The sequence below is a fragment of the Streptomyces sp. NPDC033131 genome (assembly GCF_055578365.1).
Map to the genome: position 1 here is coordinate 14,679 of NZ_JBVIPA010000065.1, position 17,741 is coordinate 32,419.

The window sequence follows — 17,741 nt, forward strand, 5'->3', positions numbered from 1 at the left end:
TTCGAGAACCGAGTCGCTTCCCGCTGTCACTCCATGGATGGTAGTGGCCGCGGTCGCACGCCACACCAGGTTGTCGCTGTATCAATCGCCGTCCTGGCGGCTCTGACTGACGACCGCCGCCTCAACCGGAGGACATGCCATGGCACCACAGCGTTTCCACGAGCAGTTCGACCAGATCCAGCGCTCCATGCCCAGCGTCCCCCTCGCCCTCGGGCCCGACGACGCCGCGGAGTTCATCTACGAGAAGGGAGTCGTGCTCGCCCGCGACGGCGAGGAGGCGCGGCTCGTCGAGGACAGCGTGCGCAGCCACTTCACCGCGGCGCCCGACCTGACCCCCGACCACGTGCGACGGGCGAGCCCTCAGACCAACCGCTCGGGCATCACCCGTATCCGGGTCGGCGACCCCGGCCAAGGCGGCCGAAGCGCCGACCAGGCCGTCGCCCACGCCCTGCGCGCGCTGCGCGAGCCCGAGGGACGCACCGGTCGCCGCCTGGTCAGCCGTAACCACGTGGTGTCGATCGCCGTCAACTCCTGCCCCGGCGACGAACCCGTGCCCGCCCCGCGCGCCCAGGGCACCAACCCGGCCCCGGCCGAGGCCGGTCACGACCCGGACACCGCCGTCGGCGTCCTCGTCATCGACAACGGCCTCACGCACGACTACGCGGCCCTGCCCCTGCTGGCGCACGTCCAGGGCGATCTGCACGGCACCGAGACCGACAGCGCGGGCAACCTGCTGCAGTACGTCGGCCACGGCACCTTCATCGCCGGGCTCGTCGCGGCCGTGGCGCCCAACACGGACGTCACCGTGCTGAGCACCCTGAACGACGCCGGCGCCATCCTGGAGTCGGAGTTCGGCGAGCGGCTCTTCGACGCCGTCGACCGGCACGGCTGGCCCGACGTCATCAGTCTCTCCGCGGGCACCTCCAACGGCCGCACCGACGGACTGCTCGGCATGGACGCCTTCATGGAGGAACTCCGGCAGCAGCGCACCCTGCTGGTCGCGGCGGCCGGCAACAACGCTAGCGCCACGCCCTTCTGGCCCGCCGCCTACGCCTCGCTGCCCGACTACCAGGGCGTCGTCCTGTCGGTCGGCGCGCTGCGCGGCGACGGCGAGTACGGCGCCTGCTTCAGCAACCACGGCCCCTGGGTCGACGCCTACGCCCCCGGCGAGCGCCTCACCAGTGCCCTCACCGGCTTCGACGCACCCGTCCCGTACCTGTACCAGCACTCCACGTACGACGCCTGCCGCTACGGCTTCACCTACGCCTGCACCTGCCAGTCGCCGCAGCACGCCGGTGTGCTGAGCGAGGAGGGCGACACCGTCACGCCCGACCAGGTGATGTTCGAGGGGTTCGCGCACTGGAGCGGCACCTCCTTCGCCACCCCGGTCGTCGCGGGCCTGGTCGCGGCCCACATGACCGCGCACAAGGAGACCGACCCGCGCGCCGCCCGGCAGCAAGTGCTCACCGCGAACACCGAGTTCGCGGAAGTGCGCGGGGCGCACGTCCCGGCGCTGCGGCCGGCCACCTGGCGCCCGGTCCCGGTCGCGCAGCCCTCGGCGGGCGCATGACGGCCGGAACCGCCCACTCCACGGCGTACGATGACTTGCCGTACACGAGGGGTGGGGCCGTGGACCGTGCAGATGTCGGCGTGCTCGTCCAGTCCGCCGTCGACGGTGACGCGGCGGCCTGGAAGGCGCTGGTGGAAGGGCTGAGCCCACTGGTGTGGTCCGTGGTGCGCGCACACCGGCTGTCCGACGCCGACGCGCACGAGGTGTACCAGACCGTGTGGTTCCGTTTCGCCCAGCACCTGGGCCGGATCCGCGAACCCGAGAAGGCGGGCTCCTGGCTGGCCAGCACCGCGCGGCACGAGTGCCTGAAGGTGCTCAAGAGCTTGAGACGGCTGATGCCGACGGACGACCCGCAGGTCCTGGACCGGGTCAGCGAGGACCGGACGCCCGAGCAGTCCTTCCTCGACTCGGAGGAGGCCGCGGCCGAGACCGAGCGGATCCGCCGGGTGTGGCAGGAGTTCGAGGAACTGGGCGACCGGTGCAGGCAGTTGCTGCGGGTGCTGATGGCCTCGCCGCCGCCGAGCTACCAGGAGGTGTCCGCCGCCCTGGGTATCGCGGTGGGCAGCATCGGGCCGCTGCGCCAGCGCTGTCTGCGCCGCCTGCGGGCCCGACTCGACGCACGGGGAGCGTTGTGAGCGACATGAGTGACATGTACGACCTGAATGATGACTCCTTCGCCGACGAAGGCATCGGCGACGAGGAGTTCGACGACGCGGCCGACCCCGCGGGATTCGACACCGGCCTCCTGGACGATCTGCGTCTGGCCGCCGGCATCCTGGACCCGGTGCCCGCCGAGCTGCGGCAGATCGCCGTGGAGGCGTACGCGCTGCACGACCTCGACGCCCGGCTCGCCGAGCTGACCTTCGACTCGCTGGTCGACGCGATCCCGGTCAGAGGAGCGGCGGACCCGCCGCGAATGCTCACCTTCCACACCGGTGACGTGACCGTGGACGTGGAGGTGACCCCGCAAGGACTGATGGGGCAGGTGCTGCCTCCGCAGCCGGCCAGCATCGAGGTGCTCAGCGGCCCCCGGGCCGGTGCCGCGCTCGTCGCCGACGACATGGGGCGCTTCACGTCCGACGTGCCCCCCACCGGCCCCTTCGCGCTGCGGTTGCGGGCCGGCGGGGAGGTGGTGGTCACGGAGTGGCTGCGGGCCTGACCCGGCGGTCCCGCCGCACCACGTGACGGGCGGGGCCCGCGGTCCGCGGCCCTTCGCCTTGCGGTGCCCAAGGACCTGCTCGGCACCGGCGGTTCCTTCCCGGGCCGGCGCTCATCGACTCCCAGCGGCCGACGGGCCACGGCCGGCCCCTGACCGTGGTGGACACCGGTCCCCCGGCCGACATGGGCGGGGCCCGCGAGCCGCGGCCGGGGCAGCCGGTCGGGCATCGTGCCGGCCACGACCTCGGTCTGTGCGCCTGAGGGCGGCGCGGGTGCGGGGTGGGTGCGGTCGGCGGGGCGGGGCCGGGGGCGTGGGCCGTGAGGCGCGGCCGGGGCGCCCGGTGGGGCATCGTGCCGGTCTGGAGTTTGGTCTGTGTGCCTGAGGGCGGCGTGGGTGCGGTCGGCGGGGCGGGGCCGGGGGCGTGGGCCGTGAGGCGCGGCCGGGGCGCCCGGTGGGGCATCGTGCCGGTCTGGAGTTTGGTCTGTGTGCCTGAGGGCGGCGTGGGCGCGGGGCGGGGCCGGGGGCGTCGGCCGTGCGGCGGCCCCGCAGCAGCTCGGCGCCACGGCCCTCGTCAATTCGGCGAGGCGCAGCGCCGCTCGCGGGCCCGTTGCCGAAGGCGAGAGGTCGCGGGTGGGGAGCCCGGCCCGGGCAGGGCCGGTCCGGCTAGCCGGACAGCGCGTCGACGAGGCTCGCCAGCGCCGACGCGAGCGGGGCCAGTCCGGGTCCGGCGGGGCCGCCCGGCTCGCTCATGTAGGTGTCCCGGCGGATCTCGACCATCAGCGCACTCACCCGGGGCTCGGTCCCGTAGAACTCCAGCGGGACGTACGCACCGCCGAACGGACTGTCGAGCCCGATCTCCCCGCACCCCGCGAACGCCTCCCGTGCCGCGGCGAGCAGGCCGGGCGGCGTGTGGAAGGGGTCGGTGCCCAGACAGACCGGCGGTCGCCGACCCTCGCCGTGCAGCTCGTAGGGCAGCGGCTCGGTGGGATACGAGTGCACGTCGATGATCACGGCCCGCCCGGTCGCGGCGAGCCGCTCGGCCACGGCGTTGGTCATCGCCCGCGCGTACGGGCGGAAGTACCGCGCGATCAACGGCTCCGGGTCGGTGTCGGCGGGCCGCAGCGGTTCCCGGTGCGTGGTCCGCGTGTACACGGCGCCCATCCCGACGGCGAGCATCTCCTCCCGCTCGTCCGGGAACCGTTCAGGGTCCACGACCAGCCGGGAGAGCCGGTTGACGAAACGCCAGGGAGCGACCGGGGACAGCGCGGAGGCCTCCGCGGCGATCCGGGCGGTGTGCGCGTCGGTGATGTGGTCGAGCTCCCGCTCCAGCCCCGCGTCGTCCAGCACGATCCCCGCCCGTACCTCCGGCGGCATCTCCCGCGCCGAGTGCGGCACATGCAGGATCACCGGGGAGCCCGCCGCACCGGGCAGCAGCTCGAAGGACGGTGCGGCAGAGGTCACGAGGCTGCTCCCGGGGCGCGTTGTCAGTGGCGTGGTGCACGATCAAGGTGCCACATCACAACGTCGAGGAAGGGCGGGGGAGCAGCGTGCCCGTCAGCAACCAGCAGGTGACCGCACATCCGTTTCTCAAAGTGCTGTACAGGGACGACTACTACCCGGACCACGTGCTGGACAAGGGCAAGGAGATCCTGCTGCGGTTGTGCGAGCGCATCGAGACCGAGCGGCCCGAGGGCCTGGCGGCGTTGTACGTCCTGACCCAGGCCGCCACGGGAGAGTTCAACGACCTGCAGGCCGACTTCGAGGAGGCCGACAGCGACATCGAGACCGTGGCGCGCGAGGAGATAGCCGAGGGCTTCTGGTTCGTGGCGCAGGCCTACGGCTTCACGGACGCGGACGTGGAGGAGCTGATCGCCACCCGGGACTGGTGACAGACGGCTCCGCCCCGGCCGGGCGGCTGCCGGTCGGGGCGGAGTCACGCGGGGCCTCGCGGAGGCCGGTGCGTCAGCTCAGGGACGCGAGCGCCTCGTTCCACGTGGTCGAGGGGCGCATGACCGCGGCGGCCTTGGCCGGGTCGGGCTGGTAGTAGCCGCCGATGTCGGCCGGCTTGCCCTGGACGGCGTTCAGCTCGTCGATGATCTTCTGCTCGTTCGTGGCGAGCGTCTCGGCGAGCGCGGCGAAGGCCTTGGCCAGGTCCGCGTCGTCGGTCTGCCGTGCCAGCTCCTGCGCCCAGTACAGGGACAGGAAGAAGTGGCTGCCGCGGTTGTCGATACCGCCGACGCGACGGGTCGGGGACTTGTCCTCGTTGAGGAAGGTCGCCGTGGCGCGGTCGAGGGTGTCGGCGAGGACCTTGGCGCGGGAGTTGCCGGTGGCCGTCGCGCAATGCTCCAGGGACGGGACCAGCGCGAAGAACTCGCCGAGGGAGTCCCAGCGCAGGTAGTTCTCCTTGACCAGCTGCTGGACGTGCTTCGGTGCGGAGCCGCCGGCGCCCGTCTCGAACAGGCCGCCGCCCGCCATCAGCGGGACGACCGACAGCATCTTGGCGCTGGTGCCGAGCTCCAGGATCGGGAACAGGTCGGTGAGGTAGTCGCGCAGCACGTTGCCGGTGACCGAGATGGTGTCCTCGCCGCGGCGGATGCGCTCCACCGACAGCTTGGTCGCCTCGACCGGGTTCAGGATCCGGATGTCCAGGCCCTCGGTGTCGTGCTCCGTCAGGTACGCCTTGACCTTGGCGATCAGGTTGGCGTCGTGGGCGCGGGTCTCGTCCAGCCAGAACACCGCCGGGTTGCCGGTGGCGCGGGCGCGGGTGACGGCCAGCTTCACCCAGTCCCGGATCGGGGCGTCCTTGGTCTGGCAGGCGCGGAAGATGTCACCGGCGGAGACGGCCTGCTCGATCACGACGTCGCCGGCCTGGTCGACGAGGCGGACCGTGCCGGTGGTCGGGATCTCGAAGGTCTTGTCGTGGCTGCCGTACTCCTCGGCCTTCTGCGCCATGAGGCCGACGTTCGGGACCGAGCCCATCGTCGACGGGTCGTAGGCGCCGTTGGCGCGGCAGTCGTCGATCACGGCCTGGTACACGCCGGAGTAGCTGCTGTCCGGCAGGACCGCGAGGGTGTCGGCCTCCTGGCCGTCCGGGCCCCACATGTGGCCGGAGGTGCGGATCATGGCCGGCATCGAGGCGTCGACGATCACGTCGGACGGCACGTGCAGGTTGGAGATGCCCTTGTCGGAGTCGACCATGGCCAGCTCGGGGCCCTCGGCGAGCTCGGCGTCGAAGGAGGCCTTGATCTCGGCGCCCTCCGGCAGGCCCTCCAGGCCCTTGTAGATGCCGCCCAGACCGTCGTTCGGGGTCAGGCCCGCCTTGGCGAGCGTCTCGCCGTACTGCGCGAAGGTCTTGGGGAAGAAGGCGCGCACGACGTGACCGAAGATGATCGGGTCGGAGACCTTCATCATCGTGGCCTTGAGGTGCACGGAGAAGAGGACGCCCTCGGCCTTGGCCTTGGCGATCTGCGCGGTGAGGAACTCGCGCAGCGGCGCGACGTGCATGACGGAGGCGTCGACGACCTCGTCCTTGAGGACGGGTACGGACTCGCGCAGCACCGTGGTCGTGCCGTCGTCGCCGACGAGCTCGATGCGCAGGACGCCGTCCTCGGCGACGACCGCGGACTTCTCGGTGGAGCGGAAGTCGTCGACGCCCATGGTCGCCACGTTCGTCTTGGACTCGGAGGTCCAGGCGCCCATGCGGTGCGGGTGGTTCTTGGCGTAGTTCTTGACCGACGCGGGGGCGCGGCGGTCGGAGTTGCCCTCACGCAGGACCGGGTTGACCGCGGAGCCCTTGACCTTGTCGTAGCGGGCCTGGATGTCCCGCTCCTCGTCTGTCTTCGGGTCGTCCGGGTAGGCCGGCAGTGCGTAGCCCTGGCTCTGCAGCTCGGCGATCGCGGCCTTGAGCTGCGGAATGGACGCCGAGATGTTCGGCAGCTTGATGATGTTGGCCGCGGGCGTCTTGGCCAGCTCGCCGAGCTCCGCGAGGGCGTCCGGAATGCGCTGCCCCTCCTCCAGGTACTCCGGGAACAGCGCGATGATGCGCCCGGCCAGGGAGATGTCGCGGGTTTCGACGGCGACACCCGCCTGCGAGGCGTACGCCTGGACCACCGGCAGGAAGGAATACGTCGCCAGGGCCGGGGCCTCGTCAGTGTGCGTATAGATGATGGTCGAGTCAGTCACCGGGTGCTCCGCTCCACGTCTGCAACATTGCTCGACATCAAGATATCTCCTGACCGCCCTCGTCTCGACAGGGGTCCGTACAGTCGTGCGGTCCTGTGAGAAATATTCGCTTCCAGGCAACCGACTGGTCCGATCATGTGGTCATGGAGAGTGATCGCCCACGATCGCCCACTGGATGCGGCGGCCGGACCTGACCCGTCGGCCGCCAGAGCGAAAGCGGACCATGAGATATCGCACCCGAGTGACGGCCCCGGCGGCCGTTCTCATCGGCACGGCCGCGGCCCTGGCCACGGCACCCTCGGCACACGCGGCGCCGAAGAAGACCGGTACCCCGGGCCCGGAGACCCTCGGCGACCCCGTCTTCCCGAGTCTCGGCAACGACGGCTACCGCGTCGCGGCGTACCACCTCGACCTCGCCTACGACGCGACGACCCGGCTCGTCGACGGCAAGGCGACCCTGCGGATCCGGACCACCCAGGCCCTGACCCGCCTCTCCCTCGACGCCCTCGGCCTGGACATACGCGCCGTCCGTGTCGCCGGCCGCACGGCCACCTACGAGCAGGCGGACGAGAAGCTGCGGATCACGCCGGCGAGGCCCCTGCCGGCGAACGCGCCCGTCACCGTCTGTGTGGAGTACACGGCCGACCCGCGCCGTGCACTCGCGCACACCGCCTGGGTCGCCACCCCGGACGGCTTCGCGGTGTGCCCCCAGCCGAACTCCGCGCACACGGTCTTCCCGTGCAACGACCACCCGGTGGACAAGGCCGACTTCACCTTCCGCATCACCGTGCCCGCCGGCCTGCGCGGCGTGGCGTCTGGCCTGCTGGTCGGCACCGAGAGCCTCGACGGCGACCGGACCGCGTACACCTACCGGTCCCGCTCGCCGATCGCCACCGAGGTGGTGCAGATCACGGTCGGCGACTACGTGGTCAAGGACCGGCAGGGCCCGCACGGGCTGCCGCTCAGGGACGTCGTGCCCGTCGCCCGCGCCGCCGCCCTGGAGCCCGCGCTCGCGCTCACCCCGCGGCTCGTCGAGTGGATCGAGCAGCGGCTCGGTGCGTACCCCTTCGAGACGTACGGCCTGCTGCCGTGCAACTCCGACGACCCGGCCGCCTTCGACTTCACGGGCCTGGAGACCCAGACCCTCACCCTGTACAAGCCGAACTACCTGCTCCAGGAGGAGTCGAGGATCGGCTCGCACATGATGCACGAGCTGGTCCACTCCTACTTCGGCAACAGCGTCAGCCCCGCCACCTGGGCCGACCTATGGATGAACGAGGGGCACGCCGACTTCTACGGGCTGCTGTACCGCTACGAGCGCGGCTGGACCGACTCACTCGGCCTGACCACGATGGAAGCCCGCATGAAGGACACGTACGCGCGCGGCGACCAGTGGCGCAAGACCTCCGGGCCGGTCGCGTCGCCCAACGCGGCGAACCTCTTCGACAGCCAGCGCTACCTGGGCGGCGTACTGGTCCTCTACGCGCTCCGGCAGGCCGTGGGCGAGGACGTCTTCCGCGCGATCGAGCGCACGTTCCTGGAGCGGTACCGGGACTCCTCCGCGTCCACGGAGGACTACATCGCCGTCGCCACGGAGGTCTCCGGCCAGGACCAGTCCGGCTTCCTGCGGGACTGGCTGTACGGCACGAAGACCCCGCGGATGCCCGGCCACCCGGACTGGACGGTCACACCGGTGACCTCGACCCTCGTCGCGCCGAGGAGCCGGACGGGCGGGCACTACCACGACAACTCGGCCACCCTGTAAGGGGTCCTTTCACTATGCCCGTCCGGGTCGCGCGGCCTGGCACCGCACCTCGCCGCGTTGCCGAAACGCCCACGTGGCTCCTCCCCCACGCTCGAACAACCTCGCGCGGGGGGACCCCCATCGCGGCCGCTCCGGCGCCTTGCGATGCACGGCACCAGACCACGCGACCTGATCGGACGCTCATAGTGAAAGGACCCCTAAGGACCAGCCGAGGCAGTTGAGCACAGGCCGATGAGCACAGGCAGGTGATCAGTCGAGCCGGGCGGAGGGGACTTCGCCCGGCTCGATCCCGATCTCCGCGCCGCGCTGCTGCGGGATCACCACCGCGCCCTGCTGCAACGCCACCGTCCGCGTCGGCGCCGGGATCCGGATGCCTTCCGCGCGGTAGCGCTTGTGCAGGCGCTTGATGAACTCGTGCTTGATCCGGTACTGGTCGCTGAACTCGCCGACGCCCAGGATCACCGTGAAGCCGATCCGCGAGTCGCCGAAGGTGTGGAAACGGACCAGCGGCTCGTGGTCGGGGAGCGCACCGGTGATCTCGGTCATCACCTCGGCGACGACCTCGATGGTCACCCGCTCGACCTGCTCCAGATCGCTGTCGTAGGCGACCCCCGCCTGGACGAGGATGGTCAACTGCTGCTCGGGACGCATGAAGTTGGTCATGTTCGTCTTCGCGAGCTCCCCGTTGGGGATGACCACCAGGTTGTTGGAGAGCGAGCGGACGGTCGTCTGCCGCCAGTTGATGTCCTCGACGTAGCCCTCCTCGCCGCTGCTCAGCCGGATGTAGTCGCCGGGCTGGACGGTCTTGGAGGCGAGGATGTGGATGCCCGCGAAGAGGTTCGCGAGGGTGTCCTGGAGGGCGAGGGCGACCGCCAGACCGCCGACGCCCAGGGCGGTGAGCATCGGCGCTATGGAGATGCCCAGCGTCTGGAGCACCACCAGGAAGCCGATCGCGAGGATCAGTACCCGGGTGATGTTGACGAAGATCGTGGCCGATCCGGCGACACCGGGACGGGACTGGGTGACCGACCGCATCAGGCCGGCGACGACCCGGGCCACGGCCACCGTCACGACGAAGATCAGCAGGACGGTCAGGACCTGGTTGACGTTGTGCTGGACCGTCGCGGTCAGCGGCAGCGCCGCCGCCGCGGTCGCCGCACCACCCGCGACCGCGGCCCACGGGACGGCGGTCCGCAGGGCGTCCACGATGACGTCGTCACCGCTCCATCGGGTGCGGTCGGCGTGCTTGCCCAGCCAGCGCAGCAGCATGCGCAGCAGGAACGCCGCCAGCAGACCCGCGATCACGGCGATGCCGGCGATCACGAGGTCGTCCATGGTGAGATCCCGCTTCACCGGTCACCTCCGGAGAGAAGTCCTGCGGCGAAGACCTTCGCCGACGGCCGGATGTGAAGTTGTGTCACGTTGCCACCTGTTCGATTCCGGGATGAGAGGTCGTGCCGGCCAGGAAGCCCCCCTTGGCCGACGCGACCGCTCATCCTGCCGCATCCGGTACAGGAGTTCGTACTTGGACCGACGCCGGATCGCACTGTTTCGGACGATCCCGTCGGCCAGGTCGGCCAGGTCGGCCGGTTCGGCCGGTTCCCGATCCGGGGACGCAGGGCCTTGTCCCGGCTGAACGGATCGGTGGGTCAGATCACCTTCAGCCGTACCAGCGCGCCGAGGGTCAGCGCCCCCGGCAGCAGCGGCAGCCACACGGTGATGATCCGGTAGGCGAGGACCACGGCGGTGGCCACGGCCACCGGGCCGCCCGCCGCCACCAGGGCCACGATCAGCGCCGCCTCGACCGAACCGATCCCGCCCGGCACGGGCACCAGGGCGACCGCGACCGTCGCCGCCAGATAGGCGAGGGCCATGTGCGCGGGCGGCACGTCCAGCCCGAGCGCCTGCCCCACCGCGACCAGCCCCGCCGCCTGCAACGCCGGGAAGGACAGCGAACCGCCCCACAGCGCGAGCGCCCGGGCCGGCCGCGTGTGCACCGAGCGTGCCTCGCCCAGCGCGGTCCGCAGGAAGGAGAACACGGCCCTGCGCAGCCGTCGTACCGACGCGAGCACGCCCACCGCCACGACCACGGCCGTCACGACGGCCAGCAGCAGGGGACCCACGGCCCCGTCGGGCAGCAGCGGGCCGAGCCGCAGCGCGTCCGGGAAGGCGATGAGCAGCGCGGCCAGCAGGGCGAGCCGGCCGATCGACTCCGCCAGCAGATACAGGGCGAGCGCGGCGGAGGAACGGGCGAGCGGCAGCCCGCACACCGTCATGAACCGCAGGTTGACCGCGCTCGCGCCCAGGCCCGTGGGGAGCAGATGATTGGCCGCGCCCGCCGCGAACTGCGTGGCCAGCAGCCGCCCCTTGGGCAGCGGCTCGACGACGGCACCCTGCCGGGTCAGCGCGGCGGCGACCCAGGCCAGGCAGGTGGTGCCGACCGCGACCGCCAGCCACGGCAGCCGAGCGTTCCGCAGATGACCGAAGCCCTCGGCGAGCACGGACCGGTGCTCCACGGCGACGACGGTGACCAGCAGGAGCGGAAGCAGACACAGGATCTGGCGGATGCGGCGGACCGGGACGCGACGGGGGAGTTCGGGGAGTTGTACCGCTGTCACATCCGCAGAGCCTTCCCACCCCGCACCAACGGCGGGTTGCGGAAGCGGGGACATGGGATTGCGTGCGGTCATCGGGTCCTTCGTGGGGGTCGACGACGGGCGGGGGGACGAGGGGCGGGCGAACGACGGACGGGTGAACGACGGCAGCACCTTGACCTCAATCATGCTCGAGGTCCTACGGTCCTTCCCATGAGTATGGAGACCACAGCCTGGACCCAACTGCACAGCGTCATGAACGCCGAGCAGGAGCGCCGTCCCCTCGCCCGCGCCACCCTCCGCCGCATCGGCGAGTTCGCCCGCCCGCACCGCCGCCGTATCGCCCGGTTCGTGGCCCTCGGCGTGGTGACCGCGCTGCTCGCCGTCGCGACCCCGGTCCTCGCCGGACGTGTCGTGGACGCGATCGTGTCGGGCGGCGACGAGGGCACGGTCGTACGACTCGCCCTGCTCATCGCGCTCATCGCGGTGGCCGAGGCAGCCCTCGGCGTGCTCGGCCGACGGCTGTCTGCGACGCTCGGAGAGGGCCTCATCCTCGATCTGCGGACGGCTGTCTTCGATCATGTGCAGCGGATGCCGGTCGCGTTCTTCACACGTACTCGTACGGGAGCGCTCGTCTCGCGACTCAACAACGACGTCATCGGCGCCCAGCGTGCCTTCAGCAACACCCTCTCCGGGGTGGTCAGCAACCTGGTAACGCTGCTGCTCACGCTCGCCGTGATGCTCACCCTGTCCTGGCAGATCACCCTGCTCGCGCTGGTGCTGCTGCCGGTGTTCGTGATCCCGGCTCGGCGCATGGGCAGCCGGATGGCCGGAATGCAGCGGGAGGCGGCGGCCCTGAACGCGGCGATGGGCACCCGGATGACCGAGCGCTTCTCGGCCCCCGGCGCCACGCTGATCAAGCTCTTCGGCCGCCCGGAACAGGAGTCCGAGGAGTTCGCCGCCCGCGCGCGCCGGGTGCGGGACGTCGGCGTACGGACGGCCATGGCGCAGTCCCTGTTCATCACCGCCCTCACCCTGGTCTCCGCCCTGGCACTGGCCCTGGTCTACGGCCTCGGCGGCTGGTTCGCCCTGCGCGGCACCCTCGACCCGGGAGCCGTCGTGGCCCTCGCCCTGCTCCTGACCCGGCTGTACGCCCCGCTGACCGCACTGGCCGGCGCGCGCGTCGAGGTGATGAGCGCCCTGGTCAGCTTCGAGCGAGTCTTCGAGGTGCTGGACCTGGAGCCGCTGATCAAGGAGCGGCCGCACGCCCGGCCGGTCCCCGACGGCCCGGTCTCCGTCGAGTTCGAGAACGTCCGCTTCGGCTACCCGTCCGCCGACAAGGTCTCCCTCGCCTCCCTGGAGGAGGTGGCCCTGCTCGACAGCCGGGGCGGCGCCGAAGTCCTGCACGGCATCTCCTTCCGCGCCGACCCCGGGCAGACCGTCGCGCTCGTCGGCTCGTCCGGCGCCGGGAAGTCGACGGTCGCCCAACTCCTGCCGCGACTGTACGACGTCGACGAGGGCGCCGTCCGGGTCGGCGGCGTCGACGTCCGCGATCTGAGCACCGAGTCACTGCGCGGCACCCTCGGCATGGTCACCCAGGACGGCCACCTCTTCCACGACACCGTCCGCGCCAACCTCCTCCTCGCCCGCCCCACCGCCACCGAGCCCGACCTGTGGGACGCCCTGCGCCGCGCCCGCCTCGACGAGCTCGTAACGTCCCTGCCCGACGGCCTGGACACGGTGGTCGGCGAGCGCGGCTACCGGCTCTCCGGCGGTGAACGCCAGCGCATGACCATCGCCCGGCTGCTGCTGGCCCGCCAGCGCGTCGTCATCCTCGACGAGGCCACCGCCCACCTGGACAACACCTCCGAGGCGGCCGTCCAGGAGGCGCTCGCCGAGGCCCTGGAGGGCAGGACGGCGGTCGTGATCGCCCACCGCCTGTCCACCGTGCGCACCGCGGACCTCATCCTCGTGGTGGAGGCGGGGCTGATCGTGGAACGCGGCACGCACGAGGAGCTGCTGGCGGCCGACGGACGGTACGCGCAGCTGTACCGGACGCAGTTCGCGCAGGAGCCGGGCGGGGTGACGCAGATCGAGTCGGCGGCGTAGGCGGCTCAGGCACCTGGGGCGGCCGCAAAGGCGCGCGGGCCGCGCCACTCACTGGGCGGGACGCCGTACGCCGTACGGAAGGCCCGGCTGAAGTGGGTGGGGCTGACGAAACCCCAGCGCCGGGCCACGGCCGACACGGTGGGGTTCGTCCGGCCGCGACGGGCCAGTTCGCGTGCGCACTCCTCCAGCCGGCGCTGCTGGACGAGCCGTCCCACGGTGATGCCCTCGCCCTCGAAGAGCCGGTGCAGATACCGGACGGAGATCCGGTGCGCCCCGGCGATGGCCTCGGGCGACAGGGCCGGATCGCCGAGGTTGCGGTCGATGTGGTCGCGGACCCGCCGCACCAGGTGGGCCCGCGTGCCGTCCTGGTCCGGGCCGGCCTGACGGGTCCGCTCGGCCACCAGGGCGCCGACCAGGTCGACGACGCCGCCGGCCAGCCTGCCCCCGAGAGCGGGCGAGTAGGAGTGGGCGGAGGTCGCCAGCGAGGCCAGGAAGGGCAGCAGGACGGTGCCGAAGCCGTCCGCGGTGCCGATGGCGGTGCCGGTGATCCGGCGGAGATCGGCGTCCGGCACGCCCAGTGCCGGGCGCGGGAGTCGGAAGACGTGGGTGGTGAACCGCTCGGGGTGGTCGAGGGAGTACGGCCGCGTCGTGTCGTAGACCAGCAGGTCGCCCTCGCGTACCCGGGCCCTTCGGCCGTCCTGGGTGAGGGTCGCCGTGCCCGACACCTGGATGCCGACGGCCCAGAACGCCTCGGGAGAGCGGGCGATGAGTGACGGCGTACGGCTGATCCGCGCGGCGCCCGCCTCCAGCGTGGACACCCGCAGGTGGCCGAGGTCGCTGGTCGTGATCCGGCCGTCGAACGGACCGGCGCCGCGCGGGACGACGGTCATCGGCACCAGCGCCCGTCCCACCGCGTCGCGCCAGCAGGCGACTTGCTCGCCGTCGGGAACCGAAGCGGTCGTCAGTACCTGACTCAATCGGCTCGCCCCCTTCTCGCGTGTGCTGTTGTGCAACAGCAGCCAATCAGGGGCGGGTTGGGGACTCCAGGCAGAACACAGGCAGAAATGCGGCGGGCGGCGCCGCCGTTCAGACGTCGCGGCCGGTCAGCTGTCCGCGGGCCTCGGTGACGGCCCGGGGGTCCGCGCCCGCGCCGAGGGCGAGACAGCGGGTGAACGCGTCGTGGCCCTCCGCCTCGCGCCCCGCGTCCAGCAGGACCTGCCCGAGGTCGACCAGGCAGCGGCTCTCCAGGCCGGTGTTGCCGCTGTCGTGGCTGAGTTCGACGGCGATCCGGAGGTGCTCGACGGCCTCGTCCCAGCGCTTCAGGAGGGCGTAGGCGCGACCGTTGCCGTGGTGCCGGCTGAACCGGGTGAACAGGGCGATGTGCGGTTCGAGGCGGTCTCCGGCCGCATCGAGGAAGGCGAGGACCCGAAGGTTGGCGGCGATGGCCTCCTCCGCCCGGCCGGCCTCCACCAGGACGCTGCCGTGACCACTCATGGCCTGGACGGTGCCGTGCATGTCGCCCGCGTCCTCGAACAACCGCGCGGCCCGCTGGTTGTGTTCGGCGGCCGGCGTGTAGTCGCCGAGCCAGCGCAGGGCCCAGGCCGTGTAGAAGTGCGCCCACGCCTGCTGGACCGTGTCGCCGGCGCGCTCGGCGGCCGTGAGGGCCTGGGCGGCGCGGGCGATGCTGTCATGGTGGCGCCCCTCGCACAAGAGCAGCGCCCAGGCGTGGTAGTTCAGCTGGGTCGCCTCGACGAGCGGGTCGCCCAGCTCCTGGGCGGAGCGGGCGGCGGTGCCGAAGACCTCGGGCCAGTGGCCCCAGTAGATCCACTGGTCGGAGAACCAGTGCAGGGCCTCGGCCACCTCCACGACGATGGCGTGCTCTCCCGCCGAGGCCGCCCGGTGCAGCGCGGCCAGCCAGTTGGCACCCTCGGCCTGGAGCCACCGGCGGGCCTTCTCGGCGGTCGACAGGTCGGCCGTGCCCTGCCAGGTCGCGGGCGGGGCGCCGTGGGCGGGTTCGTACCAGCGGCCGGCCACCACGGCGGTCTCCAGCAGCCAGTGGTGCATCGCCGCGCGGGCCCGCTCGGTGTCCTCGGTGCTCTCCTCCGCCGCGAGGCGGGCCCGGGCGTACAGCCGCAGCAGGTCGTGGAAGCGGTAGCGGTCCCCGTCCGTCCCGAGCAGACCGGTCTCGACCAGCTCCTCCAGGGTGTCCTCGGCGTCGAACAACTGCTGCCCGGTCAGCCGGGCGGCGCAGGCCGCGCCGACGTCCGGGCCCTCCACCAGGGCCAGACGCCGGAACAGCAGGGCTGCCGTGGGGGTGAGCTGGCGGTAGGACAGGTCGAAGGCGGCCGACACGCGAAGGTCCCCGGCCGCCAGCGCGTCCAGCCGCCGCTCCTCGAAGGCGAGACGGTCGGCCAGCCGGCGCACGCTCCAACCGGTCCGGGTGGCCAGCCAGTTGGCGGCCACGCGCAGCGCCAGCGGCAGATGCCCGCACCGCTCGGCGACCTCCGCCAGCGCGGCCGGATCCGCGCCGGCCCGCTCCTCGCCCACCAGACCGGTCAGGAACACGGCCGCCTCGTCCGCGCTCAGCTCCCCGAGCGGCAGCCGGTGCACGCTCTCCAGCCCGGTGAGCATGCGCCGGCTGGTCACCAGCACCATCCCCGCACCACTGCCGGGCAGCAGCGGGCGGGCCTGGGCCTCGTCACGGGCGTTGTCCAGCACCAGCAGGCACCGCCGGTCGGCCAGCACCTGCCGGTACAGCCCGGGGTGCCCCTGCGGCCCGGCCTTCGCCAGATCCCGGTCGGCCACGCCGAGGGCCTTCAGCACACCCAGCATCAATTCGACCGGCTCGGGCGGAACGTCATCCATTCCGCGCAGGTCCACCAGCAACTGCCCGTCCGGGAAAAGATCGGCCAACTCCCGGGCGGCGTGCAGCGCGAGCGTGGTCTTGCCGGTGCCGGGCGGCCCGGACACGGCGGCTACGACCACGGCCACCTGTGGTCCGCCTTCCATCGCCGTCGCCGCGGACGGCCCGGTCGCGCGCGTCCCCTCCGCCAGCTCCCTCAGCCGCACGAGCTCCCGCTCCCGGCCGACGAAGTCGTCGATGCCGCGCGGGAAGGCGCGCACGCCGGCCGGGCTGTAGCCGGGGCTTCGTCCGGCCCGGGCGGCTGCCAGGAGCCGTTCCCGGTCCGGTTCGGCCAGGCCCAGACCGTCGGCGAGCGCGGCCACCGTACGGCGCTGCGGGGCCGCCCGCCGACCCCGCTCCAGATCCCCGATGCCGCGCACGCTGACGCCCGAGGCCTCGGCCAGGCCCTCCAGCGTCAACGACGCGGCCAGCCGCAACTCCCGCAGCACCGACCCGAACGCCGCGCTCTCCTCGGCCAACCCGCCCCCCTCGCACACCCTGCGCGAGCAGAACGCCCGAACAGGATCACGAATTGTATGGGGGTGTCGTGTGCCGGACGTAAACGAGCGGTGCGTACGGGAAGGGCAACGGCGGGAGCCGCCTGGGTCAGCTCGTCGCGCGTACCGCCTCGCGGATCAGGTCGGCGACCTCCTTGGGCCGGGACACGGCCACGGCGTGCGAGGCGCCCTCCGCTTCGACGATCGTCGCCCCGGCCCGCTTCGCGCCGAAGCGCTGCACCTCCGGGTTGATCGCCTGGTCCGAACCGGCCACCAGCGCCCAGGACGGCTTGGACCGCCAGGCTGCCGCTGACGCCGTCTCGGTGAACACCCCGGCGGACAGTGGTCGTTGGGCGACCGCCAGGACCTTGGTGACCTCGGCCGGGACATCGGCGGCGAAGATCTCCCCGAACGCCTCCGCCTTGATGGTGACCTCCACCGCGGCGGCCTCCCCCTCGACGGGGTACGTCACCTCCCGCAGATTGCTGACCAGCGGCGACAGCGGGAAACGCCCCTGCAACTCGCCCAGGCTCTCGCCCTCCTCGGTGACATAGGCGGCCACGTAGACCAGTCCGACGACGTTCTCCACGGTCCCGGCCACGGAGATCAGCGCACCGCCGTAGGAGTGGCCGACCAGCACGACCGGACCCTTGATCTGGGCGGCCGCCGAGGCGATGTACGCGGAGTCGGACGCCAGGCCGCGCAGCGGGTTCGGCGGCGCCACGACGGGAATGCCGTGCTGCTGCAGCTCGGCGATGACGCCGGACCAGCTGCCGGCGTCCGCGAAGGCGCCGTGCACGAGCAGGACGGTGGGGGTGGTGGACATGCGAAGTTCTCCCTGTGGATTGCTCAGTGGCCGTGGAGCGCGGTGCGCAGGGTGCTGACGGCCTGGTTGATGGCGGCCTCGGCGGCGTGGGTCTCGCGCAGGGCGTTGAGCATCACGAAGTCGTGGATGATGCCCTG

Annotated in this window: 13 protein-coding genes and 1 pseudogene; 6 read left to right on the forward strand and 8 right to left on the reverse strand. The window is 72.1% G+C overall.

Annotated features, from left to right (window positions below):
• The first annotated feature begins 139 nt into the window (after positions 1-139).
• From ACZ5XS_RS42405 to ACZ5XS_RS42415, 3 genes are read left to right on the forward strand one after another with little or no spacing between them, the layout of a single operon-like run.
• Complete coding sequence (locus ACZ5XS_RS42405; RefSeq protein ID WP_468660699.1) at positions 140-1,570, forward strand: S8/S53 family peptidase; 1,431 nt, start codon at positions 140-142, stop codon at positions 1,568-1,570.
• A gap of 59 nt (positions 1,571-1,629) precedes the next feature.
• Positions 1,630-2,205, forward strand: a complete 576-nt coding sequence (locus tag ACZ5XS_RS42410) for an RNA polymerase sigma factor (protein ID WP_468660701.1) — start codon at positions 1,630-1,632, stop codon at positions 2,203-2,205.
• 5 nt (positions 2,206-2,210) lie between these two features.
• On the forward strand, positions 2,211-2,729 hold the full coding sequence (locus tag ACZ5XS_RS42415) for a hypothetical protein (RefSeq protein ID WP_468660703.1): 519 nt from the start codon (positions 2,211-2,213) through the stop codon (positions 2,727-2,729).
• 663 nt (positions 2,730-3,392) lie between these two features.
• Here the strand turns inward: ACZ5XS_RS42415 and ACZ5XS_RS42420 are convergent.
• Positions 3,393-4,190 (reverse strand): N-formylglutamate amidohydrolase, encoded by a 798-nt coding sequence (locus ACZ5XS_RS42420; RefSeq protein WP_468660705.1) that lies wholly within the window; start codon positions 4,188-4,190, stop codon positions 3,393-3,395.
• Between the two features lie 86 nt (positions 4,191-4,276).
• Between ACZ5XS_RS42420 and ACZ5XS_RS42425 the strand changes: the two genes are divergently transcribed.
• Positions 4,277-4,618, forward strand: coding sequence for a DUF5713 family protein (locus ACZ5XS_RS42425; RefSeq protein WP_468660707.1), 342 nt, complete (start codon positions 4,277-4,279; stop codon positions 4,616-4,618).
• A 73-nt stretch (positions 4,619-4,691) separates the two neighbouring features.
• Here ACZ5XS_RS42425 and ACZ5XS_RS42430 read toward each other — a convergent pair whose 3' ends face one another.
• Positions 4,692-6,911, reverse strand: coding sequence for an NADP-dependent isocitrate dehydrogenase (locus ACZ5XS_RS42430; RefSeq protein ID WP_468660709.1), 2,220 nt, complete (start codon positions 6,909-6,911; stop codon positions 4,692-4,694).
• Positions 6,912-7,134: 223 nt separating this feature from the next.
• Here ACZ5XS_RS42430 and ACZ5XS_RS42435 point away from each other — a divergent pair, with 223 nt between their 5' ends.
• Entirely contained in the window at positions 7,135-8,676 is a 1,542-nt protein-coding gene (locus ACZ5XS_RS42435) for a M1 family metallopeptidase (protein ID WP_468660711.1), read from the forward strand.
• Between the two features lie 249 nt (positions 8,677-8,925).
• Here the strand turns inward: ACZ5XS_RS42435 and ACZ5XS_RS42440 are convergent, their stop codons facing one another.
• Positions 8,926-10,029: a mechanosensitive ion channel family protein gene (locus ACZ5XS_RS42440; protein WP_468660713.1), complete on the reverse strand. Its 1,104-nt coding sequence runs from the start codon at positions 10,027-10,029 to the stop codon at positions 8,926-8,928.
• Between the two features lie 296 nt (positions 10,030-10,325).
• Positions 10,326-11,294, reverse strand: a complete 969-nt coding sequence (locus ACZ5XS_RS42445; protein WP_468660715.1) for a lysylphosphatidylglycerol synthase transmembrane domain-containing protein — start codon at positions 11,292-11,294, stop codon at positions 10,326-10,328.
• Between the two features lie 189 nt (positions 11,295-11,483).
• Here ACZ5XS_RS42445 and ACZ5XS_RS42450 point away from each other — a divergent pair, with 189 nt between their 5' ends.
• Positions 11,484-13,379 (forward strand): ABC transporter ATP-binding protein, encoded by a 1,896-nt coding sequence (locus tag ACZ5XS_RS42450; RefSeq protein WP_468660717.1) that lies wholly within the window; start codon positions 11,484-11,486, stop codon positions 13,377-13,379.
• A 5-nt stretch (positions 13,380-13,384) separates the two neighbouring features.
• Here the strand turns inward: ACZ5XS_RS42450 and ACZ5XS_RS42455 are convergent, their stop codons facing one another.
• The 4 genes and pseudogenes from ACZ5XS_RS42455 to ACZ5XS_RS42470 all read right to left on the reverse strand — a co-directional run.
• On the reverse strand, positions 13,385-14,356 hold the full coding sequence (locus tag ACZ5XS_RS42455; RefSeq protein WP_468660719.1) for an AraC-like ligand-binding domain-containing protein: 972 nt from the start codon (positions 14,354-14,356) through the stop codon (positions 13,385-13,387).
• 109 nt (positions 14,357-14,465) lie between these two features.
• On the reverse strand, positions 14,466-16,760 hold the full coding sequence (locus ACZ5XS_RS42460; RefSeq protein WP_468660720.1) for an ATP-binding protein: 2,295 nt from the start codon (positions 16,758-16,760) through the stop codon (positions 14,466-14,468).
• Between the two features lie 127 nt (positions 16,761-16,887).
• A complete protein-coding gene (locus tag ACZ5XS_RS42465; RefSeq protein ID WP_468660722.1) occupies positions 16,888-17,604 on the reverse strand; it encodes an alpha/beta hydrolase in 717 nt (238 codons plus the stop codon).
• 23 nt (positions 17,605-17,627) lie between these two features.
• Positions 17,628-17,741, reverse strand: a pseudogene (locus tag ACZ5XS_RS42470) (esterase); the annotation flags it as partial.